The 24120-nt window shown below is 60.6% G+C and carries 24 protein-coding genes; 10 read left to right on the top strand and 14 right to left on the bottom strand.

Annotated features, from left to right (window positions below):
* Positions 1 to 90 precede the first annotated feature (90 nt).
* Positions 91 to 1098: a VWA domain-containing protein gene (locus BLW03_RS08155; protein ID WP_244502197.1), complete on the top strand. Its 1008-nt coding sequence runs from the start codon at positions 91 to 93 to the stop codon at positions 1096 to 1098.
* Positions 1099 to 1174: 76 nt separating this feature from the next.
* Here BLW03_RS08155 and BLW03_RS08150 read toward each other — a convergent pair whose 3' ends face one another.
* The gene (locus BLW03_RS08150) at positions 1175 to 1567 is read right to left on the bottom strand and encodes a LysM peptidoglycan-binding domain-containing protein (RefSeq protein ID WP_074653266.1); all 393 of its coding nucleotides are present in this window, start codon (positions 1565 to 1567) and stop codon (positions 1175 to 1177) included.
* A gap of 162 nt (positions 1568 to 1729) precedes the next feature.
* The gene (locus BLW03_RS08145; RefSeq protein ID WP_074655866.1) at positions 1730 to 2593 is read right to left on the bottom strand and encodes a rhomboid family intramembrane serine protease; all 864 of its coding nucleotides are present in this window, start codon (positions 2591 to 2593) and stop codon (positions 1730 to 1732) included.
* Positions 2594 to 2873: 280 nt separating this feature from the next.
* Here BLW03_RS08145 and BLW03_RS08140 point away from each other — a divergent pair, with 280 nt between their 5' ends.
* Positions 2874 to 3083: a hypothetical protein gene (locus BLW03_RS08140; RefSeq protein ID WP_074655865.1), complete on the top strand. Its 210-nt coding sequence runs from the start codon at positions 2874 to 2876 to the stop codon at positions 3081 to 3083.
* Between the two features lie 114 nt (positions 3084 to 3197).
* Positions 3198 to 3566 (top strand): carboxypeptidase-like regulatory domain-containing protein, encoded by a 369-nt coding sequence (locus tag BLW03_RS08135; protein WP_244502011.1) that lies wholly within the window; start codon positions 3198 to 3200, stop codon positions 3564 to 3566.
* Positions 3567 to 3651: 85 nt separating this feature from the next.
* On the opposite strand, the gene rpmA is transcribed toward BLW03_RS08135, so the two are convergent.
* Together rpmA and rplU are read right to left on the bottom strand one after the other, a co-directional pair.
* Positions 3652 to 3912, bottom strand: coding sequence for a 50S ribosomal protein L27 (gene rpmA / locus BLW03_RS08130; RefSeq protein WP_074653263.1), 261 nt, complete (start codon positions 3910 to 3912; stop codon positions 3652 to 3654).
* A gap of 92 nt (positions 3913 to 4004) precedes the next feature.
* On the bottom strand, positions 4005 to 4337 hold the full coding sequence (gene rplU / locus BLW03_RS08125; protein ID WP_014784462.1) for a 50S ribosomal protein L21: 333 nt from the start codon (positions 4335 to 4337) through the stop codon (positions 4005 to 4007).
* A gap of 250 nt (positions 4338 to 4587) precedes the next feature.
* Here rplU and BLW03_RS08120 point away from each other — a divergent pair, with 250 nt between their 5' ends.
* Complete coding sequence (locus tag BLW03_RS08120) at positions 4588 to 5247, top strand: ferric reductase-like transmembrane domain-containing protein (protein WP_083350404.1); 660 nt, start codon at positions 4588 to 4590, stop codon at positions 5245 to 5247.
* A 3-nt stretch (positions 5248 to 5250) separates the two neighbouring features.
* Here BLW03_RS08120 and BLW03_RS08115 read toward each other — a convergent pair whose 3' ends face one another.
* The 6 genes from BLW03_RS08115 to BLW03_RS08090 all read right to left on the bottom strand — a co-directional run bounded on the left by BLW03_RS08115 (position 5251) and on the right by BLW03_RS08090 (position 9694).
* Entirely contained in the window at positions 5251 to 6024 is a 774-nt protein-coding gene (locus tag BLW03_RS08115; protein WP_083350710.1) for a TIGR03435 family protein, read from the bottom strand.
* Between the two features lie 145 nt (positions 6025 to 6169).
* A complete protein-coding gene (locus tag BLW03_RS08110) occupies positions 6170 to 7072 on the bottom strand; it encodes a hypothetical protein (RefSeq protein ID WP_083350403.1) in 903 nt (300 codons plus the stop codon).
* On the bottom strand, positions 7069 to 7800 hold the full coding sequence (locus BLW03_RS08105; protein WP_074653257.1) for a glycosyltransferase family 2 protein: 732 nt from the start codon (positions 7798 to 7800) through the stop codon (positions 7069 to 7071). The genes BLW03_RS08110 and BLW03_RS08105 overlap by 4 nt, the downstream gene beginning before the upstream one ends.
* Positions 7797 to 8402, bottom strand: coding sequence for an SAM-dependent methyltransferase (locus tag BLW03_RS08100; protein ID WP_074653255.1), 606 nt, complete (start codon positions 8400 to 8402; stop codon positions 7797 to 7799). The genes BLW03_RS08105 and BLW03_RS08100 overlap by 4 nt, the downstream gene beginning before the upstream one ends.
* Positions 8399 to 9100, bottom strand: coding sequence for a PIG-L deacetylase family protein (locus BLW03_RS08095; RefSeq protein WP_074653254.1), 702 nt, complete (start codon positions 9098 to 9100; stop codon positions 8399 to 8401). Before BLW03_RS08095 ends, BLW03_RS08100 begins: the two co-directional genes overlap by 4 nt.
* A 144-nt stretch (positions 9101 to 9244) precedes the next feature.
* Positions 9245 to 9694 carry a DUF2251 domain-containing protein gene (locus BLW03_RS08090; RefSeq protein WP_074655863.1) on the bottom strand — a complete coding sequence of 150 codons (450 nt, stop codon included), beginning with the start codon at positions 9692 to 9694 and terminating at the stop codon, positions 9245 to 9247.
* 75 nt (positions 9695 to 9769) lie between these two features.
* On the opposite strand from BLW03_RS08090, the gene BLW03_RS08085 reads away from it, so the two are divergent.
* A complete protein-coding gene (locus BLW03_RS08085) occupies positions 9770 to 10972 on the top strand; it encodes a hypothetical protein (protein ID WP_074653252.1) in 1203 nt (400 codons plus the stop codon).
* Between the two features lie 71 nt (positions 10973 to 11043).
* Here the strand turns inward: BLW03_RS08085 and fabF are convergent, their stop codons facing one another.
* Both fabF and BLW03_RS08075 read right to left on the bottom strand, forming a co-directional pair.
* Entirely contained in the window at positions 11044 to 12312 is a 1269-nt protein-coding gene (fabF, locus tag BLW03_RS08080; protein ID WP_083350401.1) for a beta-ketoacyl-ACP synthase II, read from the bottom strand.
* A 2-nt stretch (positions 12313 to 12314) separates the two neighbouring features.
* Positions 12315 to 12557: an acyl carrier protein gene (locus BLW03_RS08075; protein ID WP_014784471.1), complete on the bottom strand. Its 243-nt coding sequence runs from the start codon at positions 12555 to 12557 to the stop codon at positions 12315 to 12317.
* Between the two features lie 298 nt (positions 12558 to 12855).
* Here BLW03_RS08075 and BLW03_RS08070 point away from each other — a divergent pair, with 298 nt between their 5' ends.
* A complete protein-coding gene (locus BLW03_RS08070; RefSeq protein WP_074653251.1) occupies positions 12856 to 14181 on the top strand; it encodes a GGDEF domain-containing protein in 1326 nt (441 codons plus the stop codon).
* A gap of 88 nt (positions 14182 to 14269) precedes the next feature.
* Here BLW03_RS08070 and rmuC read toward each other — a convergent pair whose 3' ends face one another.
* Positions 14270 to 15880 (bottom strand): DNA recombination protein RmuC, encoded by a 1611-nt coding sequence (gene rmuC, locus BLW03_RS08065; protein ID WP_074653249.1) that lies wholly within the window; start codon positions 15878 to 15880, stop codon positions 14270 to 14272.
* Positions 15881 to 16177: 297 nt separating this feature from the next.
* Positions 16178 to 17587: a multicopper oxidase family protein gene (locus BLW03_RS08060; RefSeq protein WP_074653248.1), complete on the bottom strand. Its 1410-nt coding sequence runs from the start codon at positions 17585 to 17587 to the stop codon at positions 16178 to 16180.
* A 254-nt stretch (positions 17588 to 17841) separates the two neighbouring features.
* Between BLW03_RS08060 and BLW03_RS08055 the strand changes: the two genes are divergently transcribed.
* The 4 genes from BLW03_RS08055 to BLW03_RS08040 all read left to right on the top strand — a co-directional run bounded on the left by BLW03_RS08055 (position 17842) and on the right by BLW03_RS08040 (position 24120).
* Positions 17842 to 18645: a DUF4159 domain-containing protein gene (locus BLW03_RS08055; protein ID WP_074653246.1), complete on the top strand. Its 804-nt coding sequence runs from the start codon at positions 17842 to 17844 to the stop codon at positions 18643 to 18645.
* A 62-nt stretch (positions 18646 to 18707) separates the two neighbouring features.
* Positions 18708 to 21017, top strand: a complete 2310-nt coding sequence (locus tag BLW03_RS08050; protein ID WP_074653245.1) for a glutamine amidotransferase — start codon at positions 18708 to 18710, stop codon at positions 21015 to 21017.
* The gene (locus tag BLW03_RS08045; RefSeq protein WP_074653243.1) at positions 21014 to 21937 is read left to right on the top strand and encodes a hypothetical protein; all 924 of its coding nucleotides are present in this window, start codon (positions 21014 to 21016) and stop codon (positions 21935 to 21937) included. The genes BLW03_RS08050 and BLW03_RS08045 overlap by 4 nt, the downstream gene beginning before the upstream one ends.
* The gene (locus BLW03_RS08040; protein WP_244502010.1) at positions 21934 to 24120 is read left to right on the top strand and encodes a peptidase MA family metallohydrolase; all 2187 of its coding nucleotides are present in this window, start codon (positions 21934 to 21936) and stop codon (positions 24118 to 24120) included. Before BLW03_RS08045 ends, BLW03_RS08040 begins: the two co-directional genes overlap by 4 nt.

Here is a 24120-nt window from a genome sequence, read left to right as displayed (position 1 = left end):
CTTTGCTGCTGATGAAAGTCTAATCATCAATATGGCGAAGGTGTTTGAGAGAGAATGTTGGGAATGATGGCCGCAAGGAAGTTCGTGACAATGTTGTTCCTGGCGTTGGGCTCAGCTGCGTATGCGCAAACACCTGCCGCGCCGCCTGCCACCGATGCCGCGCCCACGCAGGATCCGTCACAGCAGACGTACACACTGAAGGCCGGCGCGAAGATCGTGCTGGTGCCCGCGACCGTCAGTATCAAGGGCCAGATCGTCTATGGCCTCAAGGCCGACAAGTTTCGCATACTCGACAACGGCGTTTCGCAGGCCGTCACGCTGGATGAGGATGCCCAGGGCTTCGGCCTGTCGCTGGTCGTCGCTGTGCAGTGCTCGCGCATGGCGATGATGGAGTACGAGAAGCTGCAAGGCCTGCCCACACTGGTGGAATCATTGGTGGGGGGTGGCCCGCACGAGATCGCACTGATTCGCTATGGCGCGCACCCGGAGCTTGTGCAGCCTTTTACGCGGTCGCTGGACAAGGTCGCAAGCGCGATGTCTCGCATGGGGCCCTGCGAAGACGATGAAGCGGCGACGCGTGATGCCGTCAGCTATGCGAGCTCCATCCTGGAGAACCGTGACACGCATAACCGCCATGCGGTGTTGCTGGTGGGGGAGGCGCGCGACCACGGCTCGTCGGTCAAAGAGAAGGATCTGATCGCGCAGCTGGGCCGCAGCAATACGGTGGTGGATGCAGTCGCATACTCGCCCGGCAGCAATGAGACCATGGACGACCTAAAGCACTTCTCGGGAGGCCGTGGTCCCATTGGCACCCTGATCATGGCAGTGCAGGGGATGCGCAAGAACACGGCAAAGGCAATCGCCGAAGAGTCAGGCGGAGACTACTTTCACTTCAATAATCGCGCGGGCTTTGATGAGAGCCTAGGCAAGCTGACGAATCGTGTGCACAACTACTACCTGCTCAGCTTCCCTGTCCCCAGCGGGGCAGAGAACGGTCTGCACGAGATCAAGGTGACGGTACCGGAATACCCGGAAGCTGATATCCGCGCGCGCAGAAATTACTACGCTGGCGATGTTCCGCCATCGGACGTGAAGTAGCGGTACCGCCGGACCTGGTCACGACTCAGTCATCCCACTGTCGCGGGATGACTGAGTCATTTCAAGGGAACGACCGCTAGGCTTTCGGCGGAATGGTGAGCTTTTCGCCGGCCTTCAACGCGTCAGGATTCGCGATGCTATTTGCCTTCACGATCTGCGGGTAGAGGTTTCCGTCGCCGTAGAAATGTTGCGCAATCTTGCTCAGCATGTCGCCGGGCTTTACCGTGTAGGGCTGCGTGTCGCCGCCGGTGTTGATGAGTTCGTGATGCAGGTCGGCATAGGTGGCATCGACCTTCTTGATCTGATCCCAAACAAAGTTCAGACATACCTGCGAGGGCAGTGTTGCCTTTACATGAAGCTTGTCACCGTCGAGCGATACATCCTGCAGCGCAGCGCCTTCAGGCGTGAAGCGGTCGATTGCCTTCAGAACGGGTTCGTACTTCTGCTGCAGCGTTGCCAGATCAGCCATGGTTGTTTCTCCTCACGGCGTTGGATGCGGGACACCCGTCTGAGAACGCTTGTGGCGCATGGTTCACGACGCAATGCGGCGTGACTTTGCGAGAGCCTTTGTTATCGCGAAGATTTCATTCAGGGGACACACGCGAAGCGTGTCGAGAACCGCACGAAGTGGCTAGTTCATCCACTTGCGGTCGTTTGGTTTGCGGGCTTCGTCTTCCGGTGCGATGTAGCGGCCTTCATCGTCAAACTTCACGATGCGATCCTGCTTTCGCATGTAGACCTCAAACTTGCGCGCGGCACGGCGGCGCTTCCACCGGATGTAGTCATTGCGGAGTCCGTAGTACCGCTCTGCGGCGGTAGCGGACATACCACGGCGGTGAGCCAGCTTCACATAGGCGAGGCCTGCCAGGCCACAGCACAGCGCCAGCAGCGCACCGAAGCTGTCCTTCTCGCGCAGCAGCGTAGCCACATACAGCAGGGCGCCCAGAATCACCATGTACTTCGCCTTGATACGCAGGACGAAGAACAGCATGAACTCGACATCGCCAAACAGGAGTGCAAACGCGACCAGCACGCCAAAAAGCGGGGCCGAAATACCCGCCGCAACAAGCCCCACGCCCGGGTGGATGCCAAAGAAGCTGATGCGGTCGCCGGTGAACAGAGGCAGGCCGGCCAGCAGCGTCGCGAGCAACGAACCACCCACAACGGAGGTATAAAAAAGTTCGGTAAACCAGCGCGAGCCACGGCTGTCTTCCAGCATGGAGCCCGTAAACCAGAGGGTCAGCAGCGAGAAGGCCGTGTTCAGGATGCCGACATTCAGGAAGGCATAGGTGACCAGCTCCCAGATGTGAAGGCGGCCCAATACGGCCGACGGCATCAGGATCATCAGCCCGACCACCGTTGTGGCGACGGTCCCGGAGATGAAGTTCAGCAGGGCAATGGCGAAGAATGCGCCCACCAACAGGATCACCAGCCGGCGGACGGCGCCGCGGAAGGCAGGCAGGGAGAGCGTGACTGGACCGCGGCCGATGGGCATCCACTCCATTTCACCACAGCGCACTGCGCTGGACCACCGCGTGTCGTCTATGGAACTTCGTAGCGTCATGCAGCATCAAAATCGGCCTGTAATCAAATTCTTGCGCATCCCGTCACAGGGGCTAAACAACCTACGCGCGACCCTTCGCGTCTTCACAACCACAGATGGCAGCCTGTCCCGTGTGTAACCGGCATGGACAGCGAGCATCGTAGAATCTATGGACCCGGGCGACTTCGCCGGGCTAACAGCAACCACCGAACAAGATAAGAGGGAGCGATCCATGGCAGTGACTTGCCCCGAGTGCGATAACCCGCTCGACATTGACCCGGACGAAGTCGAAGAAGGGGAAACCATCACCTGCGACGAGTGCGGATCGGAGTTCGACATCATCTCCACCGAACCGTTGCAGATTGTGCCCGTCGACGCTGAAGGCTATGACGACGAAGATGACGACTACGGTCGTGAAGCAACCGACGACGAAGAAGACTAGACACAGTACGGGGAAGCGCACCGTCGGGCCGTCAGGGCGCGACTGTGTGGCTTTTCCCGTGTCTGTAATGGAAGAGGATAGGTCGCAGACGATCTGCCGCCTACAGTGATGACCATGAAGAGCATCGCCCGCACACTCCGCACGGCACTTGCCGCAGCCGCATTGTTGACACCCGCCACACTCCTCCTGCCTACGGCGCAGGCATGGGGGCAGGCCGCCACCTTCCGTTCCGTCAGCGGCGACGTCACGAGCAAGAGCGGGGACAAGGTCAAGGGTGCAGTGGTGCACCTGAAGGACACCAAGTCTCTCTCGCAGCGCAGCTATATCACCGCCGACGATGGCCAGTTCAAGTTTGGCCAGCTCTCGACCGGAACGGATTACGAGATCTGGGCGGATATGAATGGCGACAAGAGCGCAGTCAAGACCATCAGCTCGTTCGATAACAAGAGTGCGCTGACGATTTCCCTGAAGATGTCGAATTAGGATTCGGCTGCAGCGGCCCGCTCTCGGACTGCAGAAACAGAAAGGCCCTGCTTGCGCAGGGCCTTTGTCATTGCTTGAGAGGTTCTTACGCGACGACCGGGTCGATCGACACAAAGCGACCGTGGTTGCCGCGGTCGATGAACTGCACACGTCCGCCGATCTTGGCGAACAGGGTGTCGTCCTTGCCACGGCCAACATTCAGGCCCGGCTTCAGCGGTGTTCCACGCTGACGCACGATGATGCTGCCGCCGGTTACCACTTCGCCTGCAAACTTCTTCACGCCCAGACGCTGCGCGTTTGAGTCACGTCCGTTGGAAGAAGAACCGCCACCTTTTTTATGTGCCATTACATTGCCTCGTTGCGGGGTTGGTTCTCGTCAGGGAGACGTCCCGCAGATATCTCAAAATGTTTGCCGCTGGTGCGGCAGATGCTGCAAAACTACTTGGCTTCAGCCTTGAAGCTCTTGCCGTTGACCAGGATCTCGTTGATCTTTACTTCAACGAAGTTCTGGCGGTGGCCCTGCATCTTCTTGTACTGCTTCTTGCGCTTGAAGTGGAAGACCAGGATCTTCTCGCCGCGGCCTTCGCCGAGCACGGTTGCCGTGACCTTGGCGCCCGTCAGCTCCTGCTCAAACTTGCCCTCTTCGCCGCTTACAGCCAGCACGTCAGCAAACTCAATGGCGCCATCGGTGTGCGCGGTCGTTTCAATCTTCAGGGTGTCTCCGGGAGCGACACGATACTGCTTTCCACCGGTGCGAATCACTGCGTACATCACAAACCTCCACGCCCGGCCGTCCGCCGGTGCGCCTCACAAACCATTGAGCTCAAAATGAAAGGCGGCGGGGAAGGATTCAGGGTACCTTCGCCTGCCCGGCAGGGCTGGCCCGGCGCAGGAAAACCGCCAAGGCACACAGCCAAAAATCCTGCTACGCCAAACCTGACAAGAATACCGGGAATTTGAGGCTGGGTCAAGAAGCGATGAGAGCTGGTCGACGGACCCTTTGCCATGATGTACTTCCGGAATGTTTCTGCCAAGGCTCAAGCAGCGGTTCCTGTGTCACCATATCCCGCTTTTGCTTCTATGCAGCTCGGCAGTTGCCATCCTCTTCGTAACCCGGCCTTATCGCGACACCATCAGCCGCGCCAGCTTTGCGACGGCTTACCCTGCCCTCATCTTGCTGACACTGACGCTCCTCCTGGGCCCGTGGCGAGTTCTGAGAGGCCAGAGTCTTCCGCTCTCCTACGATCTGCGACGCGATATTGGCATCTGGGCCGGTATCCTCTCGACCCTCCACGCAGTGGTAGGCCAGTGTGTGCATCTGCGGGGGCGTCCCTGGCTTTACTACGTCTATCCCGCTGGTAGCCATCCCGGTTTTCCGCTGCGACACGACCAGTTCGGCATCGAGAACTTCTCCGGGCTGTTCTCGGCCCTGATCGTCCTCGCACTCTTTGCTACGTCCAGTGATCTTCTGCTTCGACGGCTTGGCCCAAGGCAATGGAAACGGCTGCAGCGTTGGAACTACGCCGCATTTGCCTTCGCCGGCGTGCATACGATCTTGTACCAGTGGAATGAGAAGGCAGCGCAGGGCATGCACGCCCTGGGCTTCACCTGCCTTGCGGTCGCAATCCTCATGCAGGCAGCTGCTCTGATCGCCCGACTTCGAGCCGCCCGGGAATCGTAGCGGTCAGTTCGCGGTCGGCTTGTGCGCGCGGTCGATCACGATTGTGTCCACCGGGCCCTTTACGGCGGTCATCTGCAACCCAAGCTGTTGTCGCATGGCCAGCAGCAGTGGCGGGCTTTGCGACTCTTCCGGCGGCGGGACATCACCACTGAACTGCGTCTCGTCCGGGGCCCACTCCAGATTGAAGTTGTAACGGTTGGTCAGTCCCGTGCGGTCCACCACAGGCCGGTCCAGGATGGCTCGCTGCATGACGCGGGCCAGGTCGCCAATGGTGGCGTTGCGTGCTGGCATGACCATCTTGTCGGGATATACGACGCTTACGGTCTGCGGCGGCGCCTCCGGTGTAAGGCTTGGCGCCAGCTTTGGGCCGCCCTTGGCGACGGTGATCTCGTAGATGGCGAAGATCTTTGACTCCCGATGGAACGCCAGGTGAAATCGCTCGGCCAGCAGCGAGCGCAGCATCAGCATCTGCGCATCGTGATCCGGAGCTGTTTCGCCCGGTGTAACCGCCTGGATTTCATATTTGTCTGTATCGACCCAACCCTGACCGCCTGAGATAGTGCGTGGATTCAGGTCGTATGCCGCTGCAATCAGCAGGCGCAGCGTGTAATTGCGTGCCACGAACCGATGCGTTCCCTCGACGCGCATGAATCTGCCTGCCTTTGGCGCAGGATCCACCGGCTTGATCGTCGCCACCTCAAAGGAAGGTGTTTGCGCGGGCGCGGAGGTATGCGTCATAGCGCAGGCGAGGAAGAGCACGGAAGCAAAGTGTCGCAAGGTAACCTCGGAAATTGGTGCCGATAGAGCTGGCCGCGACTTCGTGAACGGTCGCGGTTGCAAGTCTACTTCGCGCCGAGGCGTGTCGCGACGGTACCGAGGTGCTAAGCCAGTTTGAGTCCGTATACCGAGGCCGGTGCGGTTGCTAACCCTGCGACCGCAATGAGCGGCCTAGCGATTCCAGATCTCGCTCCGCGTGCGACTGCCGCAGGAACAGGTCAAGCTCCGCGTAGCGCCGTGCCATTCCGGCATTCTTCGCCAGCGGGGCAGGGCCAAGAGCGCGAGCGAATCGCCGCAGAGTATCCGTGCAAAGTTGTTCAACGAGGTGACGTACCTCTAAGGCACGCTCCATCGCATTCCGGGCAGGATCGAGGTCGAACTCGGCGGCTGCTGCCGACAGGATGGCTTCCGTGGCCCAGACGTTGGCATGCATGGCCGCCAGATGAGCAGACGTATGCGCGTCGTCGCGTTTGGCTGTCATTGCATAGTCCAAAAGCCCTGCGGCGCCACCCGCCCACGCTGCGGCGGGTCCACATGCACCCTGCCAGAAGCCGGGCCGTTCGACATACCAACTATTCTCTCCGACGATTGTTGCGGGGTAGTTGACGAAGGTCAGCGCGGAGGTCTGTGTGGCTCGAAATGCCTCCGTCTGCCATCCAGTCGAGTCGGTCTGGATTTGTTCCGGGTGAGCCGTCAGATCCACTTCCAACAGCAAGGCTCCCGCGGAGATCAGCGCGCGATTTACAAGCCCTGCGCCGCTGCAAAACTCCTTTATCCCGGTCAGCCTGCCCTCGGCGAATTCCATCGCCCGGCCCGGGATTTCGCTTGCCCAGACCGCATACTTTGCGCCTTCGACAGGCTCCCGTCCGCTCTCCCGCAGGATCGCAACCGCGTCCCAATGCGCTTCGGCCAGCTTGGCCAGGCTTAAATCCTCGCGGCCTGCGTCGAAGATGCGTCGATGCCGCACAGACGTGCGACCGCCTCCAGGGGACGGAAGATCTTCCGAGCACAGATCGGCGAAGCGGGTGACGATCTCCTGCGGGGTCACGCGGCGTTCTCGCTATCGGCGACAAAGTCGTTGTGTGCCGCAAGCGCACCGGCAAAGCCCAGGGGAGCACGGCCCACGCGGCGTCCACTGGTTACCACGCGAAGTGCCGCATCGGATAGGTGTGTTCCTGCGGTACGCAGGCGTCCCCAAAGATCGTGGTCCTCTGCCGTTTCGAGCGCGTTCCATCCACCGGCCAGAAGGTAAGCGTCCGCACGAACACCCAGGTTGGCGCCGTGTACATGCGGGTGCGATCCGTCCTCGTTGATCTGATAGGTCAGGCGAAACCTCGTCTCCACATGGGCATGATGTTCCGCAAAGCAGTCCACATCGACAATGCCCGCAACGGCAGTGTAGCCGCGCTGCGCCAGACGCAGATGGTCCAGCAGCCAGGTCTGCGGCACCTCGCAGTCAGCGTCTGTGTTAGCCAGCCAGCAGCGCGAAAGGTCTCCGCAGTAGCGTTGCAGAGCCAGTTCAGCCGCAAGTGCCCGGGCGATACCGACTTTGCCGGCATCTGCGTTAAGCACGGCACCATTCGAATGGTGAAGCATCGCTCGCGCCAGATCTACCGTGGCATCGGTGGAACCGTCTGAAACGACGATCACATCGCTGGTCACACCGGCTGGCAGCATCGCCCGAGCGGCCTCAACCGACTGCAGGCAGCGAGGTAAAAGCGACTCTTCGTCGCGTGCCGGGATCAGCACTGCCATATGCCAGGGAGCTGTAGTCATGCGTATTTACCTGCTCGAACGCTGAAACGGTCCAGACGGAAACCGCTGTCCGCCTGCTCGTGTCGCTCGCTGTGGTCGAGCAGGAGCCGGGGGCATGCGAGTAGCTCCGCGTGCACGGCATCGCCGCCCTGGATGTGATCGGGAGAGTGTCCGAGCCAATGCGCGGCCAGCAAAGTCGCTCCGGGCTGCAAGGCGTGCGCGATCCGCGCAACCTGGTCATGCCACTCTTCCGCAGTGAAGTAATAGCCAATCTCGCTGAGCACGACCAGGTCAAACATCGCGATAGGCGCATCCTCGGTGAGTGAAGCACAGTAAACCGATACGCCCGGCAGACCCGCACAACGAACACGCGCCTGCTCCACGGCCGACTGCGCGAAGTCGCAGGCATCCACCTGCTCACAGATGCCTGCAAGCTGTTCCGTCAAGACGCCGACGGAACAGCCGGGCTCCCACGCATGCTGGTATCGGCCTGGCGATAACGCGCGGAGGATGGTGCGATAGCGCGCCTGTTCGTAGGCGTTCGCTGCAAAGTTCCAGGGATCGGTTCCCCCGCGATACTTTGCCTCGAAGAATTCCGAGGAAGTTGTGGTGAGAATGCTCATCCCTGAAGGAAGACCTCAAACGGCCAGCGTGCCGGGCCAAGCAGGCGATCAGGCAGGATGGGTTCGCCGCTCGAATGATCCAACTGCGAGCGATGGCAGGCGAGCGCGTCAGACTTTGCCCGCAGTGCGGCCGCGTCCGGTACAAAACGGCCCATGGGCAGGCCAGCCAGCAAATCGATGGTGCCGCGATGCCACGTCCAGAAGAAATAGCTGACCAGCGGCAGACCTTTCGCATTCGCAACAGATTCCGCGGCGTGCGCGCAGGCCATATGGTCAGGATGAAAGTCCCCAGACCACGGAGCGATGATCTGCATGCCATCCCTGGCGAGTCCAAGCAACAGTCGCGTCAGTTCTTCCTGTCGCTCCATCAGGCCGCTGTCGGTCAGGCGCAGTCGATGGACGCTGTCGGCGCGTACGCCCAGTTCTTGCAGTGCTTCGGCCTGTTCCCGCTCGCGTACGCGGCGCAGATGCTCACGCTCCTCTGGAGAGGTGTCGTAGGCATTTTCTCCATCGGTCACGGCCACCACGGTAACGGGTATGCCCTGCGCACGAAGCGTCGCGATCAGTGCGCCGGCGCCCAGGGTTTCGTCGTCGGGATGCGGCGCAACAACCAGCGCAGGCAAGGGCAATGGAGTCCATGCCGGCACCTGCGTGAGCGTGGTAAGCCATTGTTGGTCGTCAATGATGGAGATGATCACAGCGAGTCGTGTGATGCACGCTCGCAAAGCAGCGTCGCTTACATGGCTACTGTGCGTGATAGCAGACGGCGATGCGTGCGCCCCGCATCAATTCGCATTGCGATCCGTTCATGCGATGACTAAGAAGGGTTTCCTACTTAGCAGTTATTCGGCTGTCAGTGCGGCCTCTTCGAACTGTGTCATCGCCGCATCATCCCACGCGTGGTCAGCGCTGCGCCATTGGTTCCGGCCGTCGTCCATGAAGTTAGGAAAGTTGCTTCGGCAGCGGCTCTCGCGGTGCTCAAAGTCGATCAATACCTGGGGCACACCATCCAGTCTCACCGCCGCTCGCTGTCCGTCGCGCGACCACTCGACGGTCAGCAGGCGCTTGCGGTCACCGTCGTCTTCGCGCTGCATGGCTTCCACGTTGTAGACGAGCATGGCGTCCATGACGGTGACGTCAAAATCCTCGTCCACGGTGGCGCGGCGGCCGTCACAGGCGTAGCAGTACCCCGCAGCGCCCTCATCCTCAAACACCACGCGCCACGGCAACTCGCGCGCGGGCGAGTAACTCACTAGGCGACCGGCGCCCACCTGCAACTCCAACGAATCCATGCTGTAAGGATAAATGCGGAGCGCCGGCCCCTCGGTGCCGAATGCCTGTGGACGGTACACTCGAAGTGCCGCCTCATGAGCTTTCGTTTTCACTTTGGATTGCCCCAGAAGATCGCCGCCCTAATCCTCCTGCTGTTCTTTGCGGGAACGCTGTTTGTCATCGGTCGCGCGCCGCTGTCAGAGAGCGACTATCGCTATGCCCTGTGCGGCCGCGAGATGTGGGAGAAGCCTGCGCCCGCCGCCGGCTATTTCACCACCTGCGGCAACATGCAGGGCGATGGGACGCTGGCCTACCGCGCAGCTGCGCTGCCCCTGAGCGTGTACGTGACCACCCTGCGCGTGGAAGACTGGATCGCTGCAAAGCGGAGTCATGCCACGGTGGAGTCCGACCCCATTGGCGGATCGGTTTATGACCTGCGTCACCAGATTGTGGGAACCCGCTACCTGCTGCGGGTGCCGTTCGCGCTGGCGGCTGTCATGCTCGGCGCGGGCCTGTGGTGGGTGACGCGACGACTCTTCGGCAATGTGGGTGGAGCGATGTCGCTTGCGCTCTACTGCCTCTCGCCGGTGGTATTGCGCTATGCGACAACACCGAACAACGAAATTCTGGCCGCCTGGGGCCTGTATGCCGTTATCTACACAGCCATCGGGATCGCGCACGCCATGTACGGGCCGCCGCGCAAGTGGCGACCGCGAATTGTGCTGTTCACGTTGGCGCTTGGGCTGACGGCGTGCGCGCACCTGCTGGCAGCGGTCTTCGGTCTGCTGGCTTCGGCAGTCTTCATGCTCTACGTCGCAGAGCGGCGACGCACCCTCGTCATCCCCGTGCTGCTGGTGTCCTCGTTCGGCGCGTTGATGCTGGTATTCGCGTCGTACACCTTCCGGCTAAGCCTGTTCACGTACGTGTTCACTGGAGGTGCGGGGCGCTTCACCTTGGACTACATGCCTGCTCTGGAATTGGTGCGCGATCCACTGCAACTCGCGGTGACGGCTGCGGCCGGGATCGCCCTGGTGCTGATGGTTTTGCTGCGTCCGGCACGCTACTTCGGCAACACTGTTCCGCTGCTCGTGACGCTGGCGCTTCTCCCGATTGAGACGACTCAAATCAGCAGCATTCCCGTCGTCTGGGCTTATCCCTTCCTGCTTACCTTCGTTGGCGGTGCATTCGCCGATGCAACGGAGACCCGACAGCGCAAACTGTTCCTGGCGGTCGTGGTGACCACAGTCCTGGCCCAGGCGATCCTGTGCGGAACCTGGCTCTGGGTCTCTGCGCGCTGAACGGGCCGAAGGACAGTCAAGCAGAGAAGCCCGGCACATGGCCGGGCTTCTCTTTTTAGCAGGTTCCGTATTTATTCATCCCAACGCTTGAAGATCAATGAACCATTGGTGCCGCCGAAGCCGAACGAGTTCGACAGGGCGTAGTTCAGCTGAGCATTTTGCGGCTTGTTCGGGACATAGTTCAATCGACACTCTGGGTCCACGTTGTCCAGGTTCATCGTCGGTGGGACGATGCCCTTCTGCATGGCCATCAGCGTGATGCCGGCCTCAAGACCACCTGCGCCACCCAGAAGGTGGCCCGTCATGGACTTTGTGGAAGACACCAGCAGCTTGTGGCTCAGTGCGTGATCACCAAAGACCGTCTCCATGCCTTTCGACTCCATCACATCGCCCAGGGGCGTTGAGGTGGCGTGCGCGTTCACATAGTTGATCTCATCCGGCTGCACTCCCGCGGACTTGATGGCGTTCTTCATGGAACGCGCGCAGCCTTCGCCGCCCGGTGCCATGCCCGTCATGTGGAAGGCGTCCGAACTCATGCCGTAGCCAACCACTTCGCCCAGGATCTTTGCACCACGCGCCTGTGCGAACTCCAGCGATTCGAGGATCAGGATGCCTGCGCCTTCGCCAATGACGAAGCCGTCGCGGTCCTTATCCCACGGACGCGAAGCGTGCGTAGGGTCTTCATTGCGCGTGGACAGCGCCTTCATGGCCGCGAATCCACCGACGCTGAGCGGTGTGATAGCGCCTTCGGCTCCACCCGCAATCATTGCCTCCGCGTCGCCGCGCTGGATGATCCGGTAGGCGTCGCCAATGGAATGAGCTGAGGTGGTACAGGCTGTCGCCGCTGCCTGGTTTGGCCCCTTCGCGCCGAAGCGGATAGAGACGTGCCCGGCAGCAAGGTTCACGATCGATGCAGGAATGAAGAACGGCGAAATCTTACGCGGGCCACCGTTCATCAGGTTGGTGTGCTCGCGCTCGATGATGTCGAAACCGCCGATGCCTGAACCGATGTGGACGCCAATGTCCTCAGCGTTCTCTGGGGTCACCTGGAGACCGCTATGGTCCATCGCCTCCTGGGCCGCAGCGATGGCAAAGTGAATAAAGCGGCCCATCTTCCGGGCCTCTTTCTTCTCAATGAACACGTGCGGATCGAAGTTCTTGACTTCCGCGGCGAAGCGGGCGGGATGGCCTTCAAGATCGAAGGCCGTGATCTCCGCCATGCCGCTCGTGCCGGCCATCAGAGAGTCCCAGACAGCAGGGGCGGTGTTGCCGATGCCGCAGATGAGTCCGATGCCCGTTACGACCACACGCCGCGCGGGAATGGTTGTTGCTTGTGCCACGTTTACTTTGCCTTTGCGTGCGCTTCGATGTAGTCCGTTGCGTCCTTCACCGTCTTGATCTTCTCGGCGTCCTCATCCGGAATCTGGATATCGAAGGCCTCTTCAAACTGCATCACCAGTTCGACCACGTCGAGCGAATCCGCGCCCAGGTCTTCCTGGAACGACGCGCCGGGGGTTACTTCAGCCTCGTCCACCTGAAGCTGCTCCACGATGATGCCTTTTACCTTCTCGTCAACCGATGCCATCTTGCTTTTCTCCTAAACAAATCTCAAACTGTGCCGCGAAAGTTGGATGCGTTCCCAGCCATTCTGCGCTTTGCGAGCTCCAACTTCTTCGCACCCTGTGCGACGTGCGGGCCGCTCCCTAGTGTACAGAGGCTCATGCCACGTTACCAGAGAGCGCCTCGAAGCAGCGTACGCAGCTCGTCATGGAAATAAATCGCACGGCACCAAAACGAACGCTACAATCCGTTTTACCCCTTTCGAAGTCGTATCGTCGGTATGTTCAGGGATTCCAAGGAAAGCCTTCAGGCGCCGGTTCGAAATGAATTACCTCTTACTGCCTGATTTGTTTGCAATGGCTCTCCTGGTGTCCGTGTTGATGTTCAGCGGACGGCGCGAGCGGGACGATATGCGCCTGTGGACGGCTGGGCTGCTGCTCATCCTGCTGGAATGCGCTGCACGCATCGTTTACACCATGCGCGAGAGCCTGGCGGTGCACCGCGTCTCTCATGTGGTGGCATTGGATGCGTACCTGCTGGCGGGCGTAATGTTCCTGCTTTCGGCCTCACCGGGTCTCCGTCGGATGCCGCGCAGCAGAACTTTCCTGATCATCACGATCGGTCCTGCCATGGCGATGCTCGCCATCTATGCGCTTGATTCCCGTACAGTTGCGCTCTACCAGGCACTCATCGGCTTCGGCCTGCTTGGGGGCCTGTTGACCTGTCTGCTTATGCGCCGGCGCTGGACCTACTACGCCGTCATCGCCGGACTCTGGGTTCCTCTGGCGATCTACTCGAGTGGTGGGCATTTCCGTATGGCGGCCTACCTCAGCCTGGCCTTGCTGTACGTGATGTGCGCCATCGCCTTCGCGCGAACACTGCCATCCAGCAGTCGAGGCAGAATCGCCGTCGTCGCAGGATTTCTGATCTGGTCAGGCTGTTTTCTCGCTCATCCCTGGGTCTCGGAGGTTCACCCGGACTGGACAGACTTCCTGAACGAACTCTGGAACATGCAGAAGTTCATCATCACCGTCGGCTTTCTGCTGGTGAGGCTGGAACGACAGGTTATAAGCAACCAGTGGCTCGCACTGCACGATGAGTTAACCCGCCTGCCCAATCGGCGGCTGTTCGACGACCGCCTGCAGAACGCGCTGGATCGTGCTGCCCGCGACGGCCACCGGGTTGCCATCTTCAACCTGGACCTGGACGGCTTCAAGCAGATCAACGACACACTGGGCCACGACGCCGGCGATGTGCTCCTGAAGACCGTCGGCCGAAATCTGGAAAACGCAACCCGTAGAACGGACACGCTGGCGCGGGTGGGTGGCGATGAGTTCTCCCTGGTCGCCGTCGACATCGGCGACGATCCCATGGGCCCCGTGCCGCACCCGATCCTTCTGCCGCAGGCAGAGCGGATTTTCGCCTCAATGCTGGAGGCCGTGGAATTGCCGGTGCCTCTAGGCCCTGCCTACGGAAATAACGTGGCGCGGGTATCAGCGAGTGTTGGCGTCGCGTTCTTTCCGGAAGATGGCACCGACGCGACGAGCCTGATGCGCCTGGCGGATCACCGCATGTACGGCCAGAAGAAGGAGCGGGCACGCCTCCGCCAGACCGGCGAGAAAGCCCCACTAACGTTGCGGACCGCCTAGGGGCTGGGCGTCTGGCTGGCCCCTTTACCTGCTCGATCGCTTCTCACCTAGAAGCATTGTCTTCGTATTTCGTATACGGTGATAGACGTTATGCGACGGGCTCTTCCTCTTCGCTCGTGGCGGCAAGCAGCGGCGCGATGCCTGCAGCGCCATCGAAGGACAACAACCCCGATGCCATGGGGACAGGCGGCGCGTTCAGTTCACTTACGTTGTGCAAATTCTTATTGATCACACGGGTGCGAGTGCCGATCTCGTTGAGCGTGTTCTGGACCGTTGAGACGTTGCGCTCCACCTTGTTCATCAGCAGCTCGAACTTGTTGAACTCATTCTTTACGTTGCCGAGTACTTTCCAGACTTCGTTGCCCTTCTTCTGAATGGCGAGCGTCCGGAAGCCCATCTGGAAGCTGGTAAGGATGGCCATGAAGCTGGATGGTCCAGCGACCGTCACGTTGCACGAGGACTGCAACTCGGTATGCAGACCCGGTCTACGCATGACTTCGGCGTAGAGGGCCTCGGTTGGCAGGAACATGATGCCGAACGGAAGCGTGTTGGGCGGATCGATGTACTTCTCGCAGATGCGCTTACCCTCCGTCCGAATGGCGCGCTCAAAGGCGATGCCGGCCTTCGCCTGCTCCTCAAGCGTGCCGTGCTCATAGGCGTGTTCGAGGCGCTCCCAGTCCTCGCGAGGGAACTTTGCATCGATAGGCAGAAGGATGTGGTCTCGGTCGCCATCCGGGATCTTCAGTGCATACTCCACGCGTTCGCCAGAACCGGCCTTGATCGCCACGTTGACCTCGTACTGGTCACGCGAGAACATCTGCTCCAACTGCATGCCGAGCTGGAACTCGCCAACGATGCCACGGGATTTCACGTTGCTGAAGACCTTCTTCAGGTCGCTGACGCCGGTCGCCAGCTCCTTCATCTCACCAAGACCCTTCTGGACTTCTCCGAGGTGAGTTGTGACCTGGCCGAAGCTCTTCGTCAGGCGGTCGTTGAGCGTGGTTTCGAGCTTTTCGTCGACGGTGATGCGCATCTGTTCCAGCTTCTCGGAGTTCTCTGCGCTGAGGCTCTTGAGTCCTGCCTCGACGGTGCCACGCAGCTTTTCGCCCGCGTCGCGCTGGTCGGCACCCATGGTCGCGAGCGAGCGCTGCAGGGCATCACGCAACTCCTGCTGGCCCGCAGCATTCTTCTGAAGGAGGTCCGTCAGCGAGCGGTGAAGCTCCGTGCGGGCTTCAAGGCTCACCTTACTTGCGTCGGCGAAGAAGCCGTTAAGGCGTTCACTGATCGCGGCCAGATCGCGAGCGACCGCCTCCCGCAGCTTCTCTGCCGCTGCGGTATTGTCGCTGCGGAATGCGCTGAATGCCGCGTTGTTTTCACCGCGGAAGGCGCCGAGGCCGTCGGTAAGCGTTTTCGTCAGCGACGCGATTGATGCGGCGATCTCTTCGCGTAGATCGCGGCTGGCCTTATCGGCGGCGGCGCGGCCGTCCTGCGCGGCTTTCGCCTGCTCGTACCTTAGTTCGCTGACGTTGCTGCGCAACGCAGCGTCTACCGCCTCCAATTTTGCGCCGAGTTCGATCATGCGATCGGGCAGGGTGTTCAGGCGCGCGTCGATCGGTGCCGCCGGCACGGATTTTCGTAGAAACAGTACTGCTACGAGCAGCAATACGATGATCTGGAGCGCGATAACTGCGAGCAGCATGGTTTCGCCTTCCCTTCACCTGAAAGCATACCGATTGCCCGTGTGGAAGAGAAGTTCAGACTCGTAGTGTCCTGCGTCGAGAACGCTGGGACCGTAACGGCACGGCCTCAGCCGTGCCGCAATGCGAAGGGATTTGACGGCGGTTTCAGCTGCTGAGGTGCGCTTTGGGATGTCCGGGCACACCTCAGGGGCTAAAGCCCGGCTCGACATAAGGGTGATTAGCGCACGGCTGAAGCCGTGCCCTTACGATTCGCCGCAGGCCCCCGTGTGCTCGATTCCGCATCAAAAAACCCAAAGCTACGCGTAGCGGAAGAGCGCTTTAAAGCCGTAGTCCATGTGCTGCTGGATGTGGCAGTGGAAGAGCGACAGGCCCGGCTGGTCCGCAGTGAAGTCGACGACGGCGCGGCCATAGTAGGGGATGACGACGGTGTCCTTCATCAGGCCACCCATGGGCTTGCCGTTGATCTCGACAAGTTCCCAGATGTGCCGGTGCAGATGCATGGGATGTGCGTCGTCGCTCCAGTTGCGCATGATCAGCCGGTAGCGCTCGCCGCGCTGCAGGAGGAATTCTTTGTCATGCGGGTACGGTGTCCCGTTGACCGTCCAGACGTTGAACTTGCCCATGCCGCGCGGAATCTTCTCAAAGCGCATATCGAGGACGTTCTTGGGCGTCGGCAAGGTTGGCGCGGCGATGCCGAAGTTTGCGTAGTCCCATGGTGCCTTCCTGGGATCCACCCAGGTTGGCTGCTTTTTCTGTCCGGCGTATTCGACCACCACGCCCAGGCCAGACTCGCGCACCATCTTCTCGGTCGAGCCGAGAATCCAGACGCCGGGCTTGTTCATGGTGATTTCGACGTCGATGCGCTCGCCGGCGCCCAGGAATACGGAGTCCACCAGCTTAGGCGAGGGGACCGGGTTGCCGTCCATGCCGATCACGCGCATCTGGTGCCCCGCGAGCGCAACGCGACGATTCTCAATGGCGCTGGCGTTGCAGAAGTGAATGAGCACTCGCTGGCCTTCGCGCACGCGGATGGGCTCGCCGCCTCCCAGTGCCTTGTCGTTAATGGAGTAGGTCATCGACACGACTTCAAGGCCGTTGGGATCAGTGTTCATGTGCGGCGGCCTCTCCAGCATGGGCGCGTCGTGTGTGTCGTCGTCATCGTCCTCCATGGAGCCGGAGAAGAAGGGCTGCCAGTCGCGCAGGGAGAGGAATAGCTCCTGGTCGTACGCGCCCTTGTCATTGCCGTCCTCCACGTAGACCAGGCCGAACTGCCCGGTGTAACCGCCCTTGGTCAAGTCGTCCATTGCCATGGCGTGGGAGTGATACCAGCGCAGCCCTGCCGGGCCAGGCGTCAGCGTGATGCGCGCCCGGCCATGCGGCGGGATGTAGGGCGAGCCCTCCTCTTCGGTACCGTCGACCTCCGGCGGTATCAACATGCCGTGCCAGTGGACTAGTTCGGGAGTGTCGGTGTTGTTGACGATGTCGATGGAGACTGGCTTGCCGGCTTTCATGCGCAGCAGAGGGCCGGGTGCTTGCCCGTTGTAGCCGATAGTCGAGAGGGTGCGCGAGGGGTCGAGTTCTACCTGCACAGGCGCGATGCGGAGTTCGAAGTCTGCCTTGATCGCGGGCGCGTTTTGCGCCGGCATGCCCGGCATTGCCATCTGGCCGAGCAGTGGCAACCGGCCCGCCTTCGCCAGGGCCGCCATGCCGCCGAACTTCAGAAGACTCCGCCGGTCGAAAATCGCTCTGCTCCGTGGAAGGACGCTAACGTGCGGCGTGGCTGCATCGTCTCATGAGCCAAACGCGTGCGGCAAGACGCGGAATACCGCCCTCTGCAAGGATTCCGCCTCTTCTTTCGTCGGGCTGCAACAACTGCATGGTGCGCTCCGTCTGTAGAGGTAAGACGTACCGCACTTCTGATAGTCTCGCCGCACACTCAACCAGCGGAGGCCGTTTTCGGATGAAGCTCTCGCGTATCGCGCTACTGTCTGCCGTGGCTGGCCTGTGCTGTGCCATGGGGATTCGCGCGTATCAGCGGACGGCCGACTTCGGGTTTGGCAGCGACGACTCGGCCACGAATGTGAAGAGTGAGTTCTACTGGTCGCGACTGGCTTACAGCTCCAGTATGAGTAACTACGGCGGCTATGGCGGTGGTTACTGGGGTCGCAGCGCCTGGTCTCGTGATTACCCGAAGGCTGACCGGCAGTTTCTGATCGCCATGCACCGTCTCACACGCATCGATGGCCGGCCCTACGAGCAGGTCGTCAATCTCGACTCGGACGAAATCTTTAACTATCCGTGGATCTATGCGGTGCAGGTGCAGACCTGGAGTTTCACGGAGCCCGAAGCCAAGCGGTTGCGTGAATACCTGTTGAAGGGTGGGTTTCTCATGGTGGATGACTTCCATGGCACGCAGGACTGGGAAAACTTTATGACGGGCCTGCGGCAGGTGCTGCCCGATTCGCCCGTGGAAGATCTGCAGCAGAACGACGAGATCTTTCACACGCTGTATGACGTGGATGAGAAAGTTCAAATTCCCGGCGAGCACTACATCCGCACCAATCGCACGTATGAAAAAGACGGCTACACACCCAAGTGGCGCGCAATTCGCGATAAGGACGGACGCATCATGGTCGCCATCTGTCACAACATGCACCTGGGCGACGCATGGGAGTGGGCGGACGACCCGAATTACCCCGAGCCCTTCGCCTCCGCGGCCTTTCGCGTGGGGCTTGATTACATCCTGTACGGCATGACGCATTAGCCTTCACGGGCGACCACAGTACCAGGCACGACCCACTTCATCGCAGGGCTAAGTCGGCGCACATGTTTCCGCTGCTCTTCAAGTATCCGAGTCCGGTCTTCACAAAGGGGCACCTGGTGTTCCTCAGCAGCGCGCCTGTCTGGCTGCTGCCGGTGTTGATCGTGCTCGCAAGTGCGGGGCTTGCGGTGCTGATTCAGTACCGGCTTCGGCAGATACAGCCCGGGCTGCGCGGTGAGCCAGCGGCGCTGAGCCCGCGTCGTGCATGGGCCATCTGGGCTGCGCAGTCCCTGCTCGTGGCGCTGATTCTTGTGCTGCTGTGGCAGCCCGCGATGAACGTAGCGGAACTCAGCTCGCAGCAGAACATCATTGCTGTTGTCGTCGATGATTCGAAGAGTATGGCGACGACTGACGTCGACGACAAACCGCGCGAGCAGGCCGCTTTGACCGCGCTGCAGAGTGGTGTGCTTGATGGCTTGAACAAGCGTTTCCGCACTCGCCTCTACAAACTCGATAGATCGCTGACTCAAGTGAATTCGCTCGACAGCATAGTCCCAACGGCGCCAGCGACACATCTAGGCGATGGCCTGCAGCAGCTTGCGAATGAGACCAGCGACCTGCCGGTGGGCGCTGTGGTCCTGCTGACTGACGGTGGTGAGAATGCCGCTGGCATGGGCGGATCGGGCATCGGCCTTGAGGCGATGCAGGCACTGCGCAACCGCCGGCTGCCGGTGCATACGGTCGCCTTTGGATCGCCGGAATTGAAGCATGACGTCGAGGTGGAAGATGTAAGCGTCTCGCCAACTGTCGTCGCGAATGCGCGCATTGCCGCGACCATTACCTTTACGCAGCATGGCTACGTCAACGGCCACGCAACCGTGACGGTGCGCGATGGAGATAAGACGCTGGCAGCACACGATGTCATGTTGGGTCAGAGCGGTGTCCTTCAAAGCGAGCCCCTGTACTTTTACGCAGGTGCTGCTGGCGCCAGGACGTTGCGCTTCAGCGTAGAGCCAATCGCGGGCGAAGAGAACACGCACAACAACACGCTGACACGGCCTGTGCTGGTCAGCGCTTCCAAACGGCGCATCCTTTATATCGAAGGCGAGCCGCGCTGGCAGTTCCGCTTCCTGCGCCGCGCGGAGGAGGATGACCCAACGGTGCAGGTGGTCTCCATGCTGCGCACCAGCGAGAACAAGATCTACCGACAGGGCATCAGCGGGCCCGATGAACTTGCGGATGGCTTTCCGTCGAAGGCGGAAGACCTGTTCCAATACAGCGGCATCATCATTGGATCGGTCGATGCCGATTACTTCACACCCACGCAGCAAGAGTTAATTCGCGAGTATGTAGATCGGCGTGGCGGCGGTGTTTTGTTTCTCGGTGGCCGCTCGTCGCTTAGCGATGGTGGCTGGACTGCATCCAGCCTGAATGATTTGCTACCTACCTTTCTCCCCGGAGGTCGCAACAACTTCCATCGCAATGCGGCACTGGTGAATTTGACGGATGCCGGGGTGCAGTCACCCATCACTCGTCTGTTGGAAGACCCGCAGAGGAATGCGGAGCGCTGGCGCAAGCTTACGTATCTCGCCGATTACGAAGACCCGGGGTCGCCGAAGCCCGGTGCGACAGTGCTTGCCGAGATGAGCAGTGGCGGCCGTCGCAAGATGCCCATGCTCATCACGCAGAGTTATGGCAACGGCCGCACAGCCATCCTGGCAACAGGCGGCACGTGGCGCTGGCAAATGAGCGAGGCGCTGGGCGATCCATCACACAACCTGTTCTGGCAGCAGTTGCTGCGATGGCTGGTGGCCGACACGCCTGGCGGTGTCAGTGCCAGCGTGTCGGCGCGCACCTTGTCAGATCAGGGACACCTGCAGATCACCGCGCAGGTGCGCAGCAAGGACTTTCAGCCTGCTCGCAATGCTCGTGTCAGCGCGCATGTCTCCGGGCCTGAAGGAGCCAATGCCGTTTTGGACATGACGCCCTCACAGGAGACACCAGGTCTTTACATAGCGGACTACACCGCCGAGAAGGCTGGGCCGTATCTCACCGAAGTGACTGCGGATGCGAATGACACAAAAACCGGTGAACTTGGACGGGACGTCGTCACCTTCCAGCGTGAGAACGGAGTCGCGGAGAATTTTCACACGGAAGCCAACCCCAGGTTGTTGGAGCAGCTGGCAAAGGAGACAGGTGGCCGCGCCTGGTCGTTGAATGACTTGAAAGATCTGCCGCGCGACATTTCGTATTCTGAGGCCGGCATCTCTGTGCGCTCGACCAAGGAGCTTTGGAACATGCCCATTGTCTTCCTTCTGCTGCTGGGCCTGCCCGTCGCAGAGTGGTTGTTGCGGCGTAAGTGGGGTGTTGTATGAAGCGCGCGATCCTCATCGCGCTTGCTCTTCTTACCGCGCATGCACGCGCCGCAACGTATTACGTCACGGTGGCCGGCCTTGGTGGAGAGCCGGACTACGAACAGCGCTTCACGGCCAGCGCAAAGGATTTGGACAAGGTCTTCAAGTCGAGCGGGACAACTGCGCACGTGTACACGCTCTTTGGCGCGCAGGCCACGGCGGCACAGCTTCGCAGCACTATGGCCACGGTTGCGCAGCAGGCGACTGCAAGCGACGACCTTGTCCTCATCCTGATTGGTCATGGATCGTTCGATGGCACCGAGTACAAGTTCAATCTCGTCGGTCCGGACCTGTCGGCAGCAGAACTTGCTACTCTTTGCGATCGCGTCCCGGCGAAGCGACAACTCGTCGTCGATACGACAAGCAGCAGTGGTGGGGCCGTCGCGGCGCTTGAGCGCCAGAACCGTGCCGTCATCGCAGCGACCAAGTCCGGCACAGAGAAGAATGCAACGGTCTTCGCGCGCTATTGGGTTGAGGCGTTGCAGGATCCGTCGGCGGACACGGACAAGAACGAGTCGCTAACCGCTATGGAGGCGTATGTCTACGCGTCGAAGAAGACGGCGGCCTTCTATGACTCGCAGAAGCGCCTTGCAACGGAGCACGCCGTCTTCGATGACATCGGCCATGGGGAGCCTGTTCGTGAAGCCGGGAACGGGCAGGGGCAACAGTTAAGCAACTTCACCATCCTGCGTTTCGGCGCGGCGCAGAAGGCCGCGAGTGATCCGGCGAAGGTAGCGTTGCTGGCGCGGAAAGAAGATCTGGAACAGAAAATCGACGCGCTGAAATATGGCAAGGCTGCGATGGATCCATCGCAGTATCGGCAGCAGTTAACGGCATCGCTGCTGGAGCTCGCAAAGGTGCAGGCGGAGTTGGACCAATGATGCGTGTTCTCGCCATCGCGACTGTGCTTTGCGCTTGTGTGAGCGCGCATGCCGTTTTGCCTGCGACCTGCTGGCAGATGCAGAAGCATGGCCAGCAGAAGCAGGCCGATGCTTGCTTCACGCAGTTGACGCTGAGCCGGGATGCGTACGAGCGTGCCGAGGGCTTCTGGGGCGTCGAAGACTGGCAGAACGCCAATGCGGCGTTTCGGGAAGCGACCGCGCCTGCCGCAAGTCCCGCCCAGTACAAGGTCCGCTGGGGCATGTTGCTGCACGAGCGTTTCAACAACGCCGAGGCATCCGACCTGTTCCGCGAAGCGCTCGCGAAAGATCCGAACAATGCTGCGGCATATCTTGGTCTCGCCACGGTGCAGGCGCAGGACTACAGCGGCGATGCGAACGAGTCCATCGCGAAGGCGCTCGCGATCGATCCAAAGCTTGCAGCCGCGCATGAACTTGCTGCGACCATCGCGCTCGACAATGACAATCGCGAGCTTGCTGCAACGGAAGCCGACAAGGCATTGGCGATCGACAACGAGGCGGTGGATGCAATGGCAGTTCGCGCGTCGCTCGAACTCATTGCCGACAAACCAGCGGACGCATGGTTCTCGAAGATCACTGCGATCAATCCACACGATGGCGAAGCGTACACACGCGTTGGCCAACATCTTGAGTTGCACTATCGCTTCTCAGACGCGGCGGTCTATTACCGCAAGGCAACCGAGGTGCAGCCCAGCCTGTGGGCCGCGCATTCGCTGCTGGGTGTGGAGTTGATGCGCCTTGGCCAGGAAGACGAGCCGCTGAAGCAGCTGGAACTGGCCTACGAAAACGGCTACCGCAATCCAGCTACGGTTAACAGCCTGCGACTGCTGGACACCTACAAGAACTTCACCACAACGCGCGACGCAACTACGATTGTTCGGCTGGACAAGAAGGAGAACGATCTTCTTGAGCCATATATTCAGGCGGAGCTTCACACCATCCTCGAGACTTACTCGAAGAAGTACAAGATGACTCTGCCTGCGCCGGTGCAGGTGGAGGTCTATCCCAACCATGAAGACTTCGCCGTTCGCACCATGGGCATGCCGGGCCTGGGTGCGCTGGGCGTGACGTTCGGTGAGGTGGTTGCCATGGACAGTCCCAGCGGACGCAAGCCCGGCGACTTCAACTGGGGCGCCACGCTGTGGCACGAGATGAGCCACGTCTTCATCATCACGGCAACCAATCAACGGGTGCCGCGGTGGTTTACCGAAGGCCTTGCCGTGCATGAAGAAGGGCAGCGCTCGCCGGAGTGGAGCGACCGCGTGACGCCCGATGTGTTGCTTGCCATTCGCGCTAAGAAGCTGCTGCCGATCCTGAAGCTCGATCGCGGTTTTGTGTTCCAGGAATATCCGCAACAGGTGCTTGTCTCATACTTCCAGGGCGGCAGCATCTGTGACTACATCGCGGCGAAGTGGGGCGAAGGCAAGCTGCTGGAGATGGTGCACTCCTACGCCGCAGGTAAGACGACGGCTGAGGTGATCCAGACGAATCTTGCGATGTCGCACGAAGAGTTTGACAAGCAATTTCTTGCGAGCGTCGATGGGAAGTATGGCGCAGAGGCTGCGCACTTTGATGAGTGGCGCGCGAAACTGAAGGCTCTTGCAACCGCTGCGCAAGCGAAGCAGATGGACGTCATTGTGCAGCAGGCACCTGCGGTGATCGCGCTCTATCCCGAATACATCGGTGACGCGAACGCCTATGAACTGCTTGCCGACGCGCAGCACGACAAGGGCGATGCGAAGGCCGAGGCCGCGGTACTGCTGCAGTATGAGCACCAGGGGGGTCAGCAGCCGGAACTGCTAAAGCGACTTGCTGCGTTGCAGGAGGCAGCGGGGGATAAGGCCGAAGCCATCGCGACGCTTACGCGCGTGCTGTACATCTATCCGGTCAAAGACACGGAGTTGCATCAGCATTTGGGTACGCTGCTGATGGCGCAGAAGCAATTCGGCGGTGCCATCCGCGAATACAGCGCTGTCGTTGCCACGAACCCTCTAGACAAGGCTGGTGCGGAGTACAACCTAGCCGCGGCCTACATGGCTGCGGGGCAGCGCGATAAGGCGCAGGAGACGGTGCTGATAGCGCTCGAAGCTGCGCCAGACTACCGTCCTGCACAGAAGCTCCTACTGGAATTGCAGGGCCACTAA

It is taken from the genome of Terriglobus roseus, from assembly GCF_900105625.1.
GTDB classification, from domain to species: Bacteria; Acidobacteriota; Terriglobia; order Terriglobales; family Acidobacteriaceae; genus Terriglobus; species Terriglobus roseus_B.
This window is presented reverse-complemented; position numbering and strand designations above follow the sequence as displayed.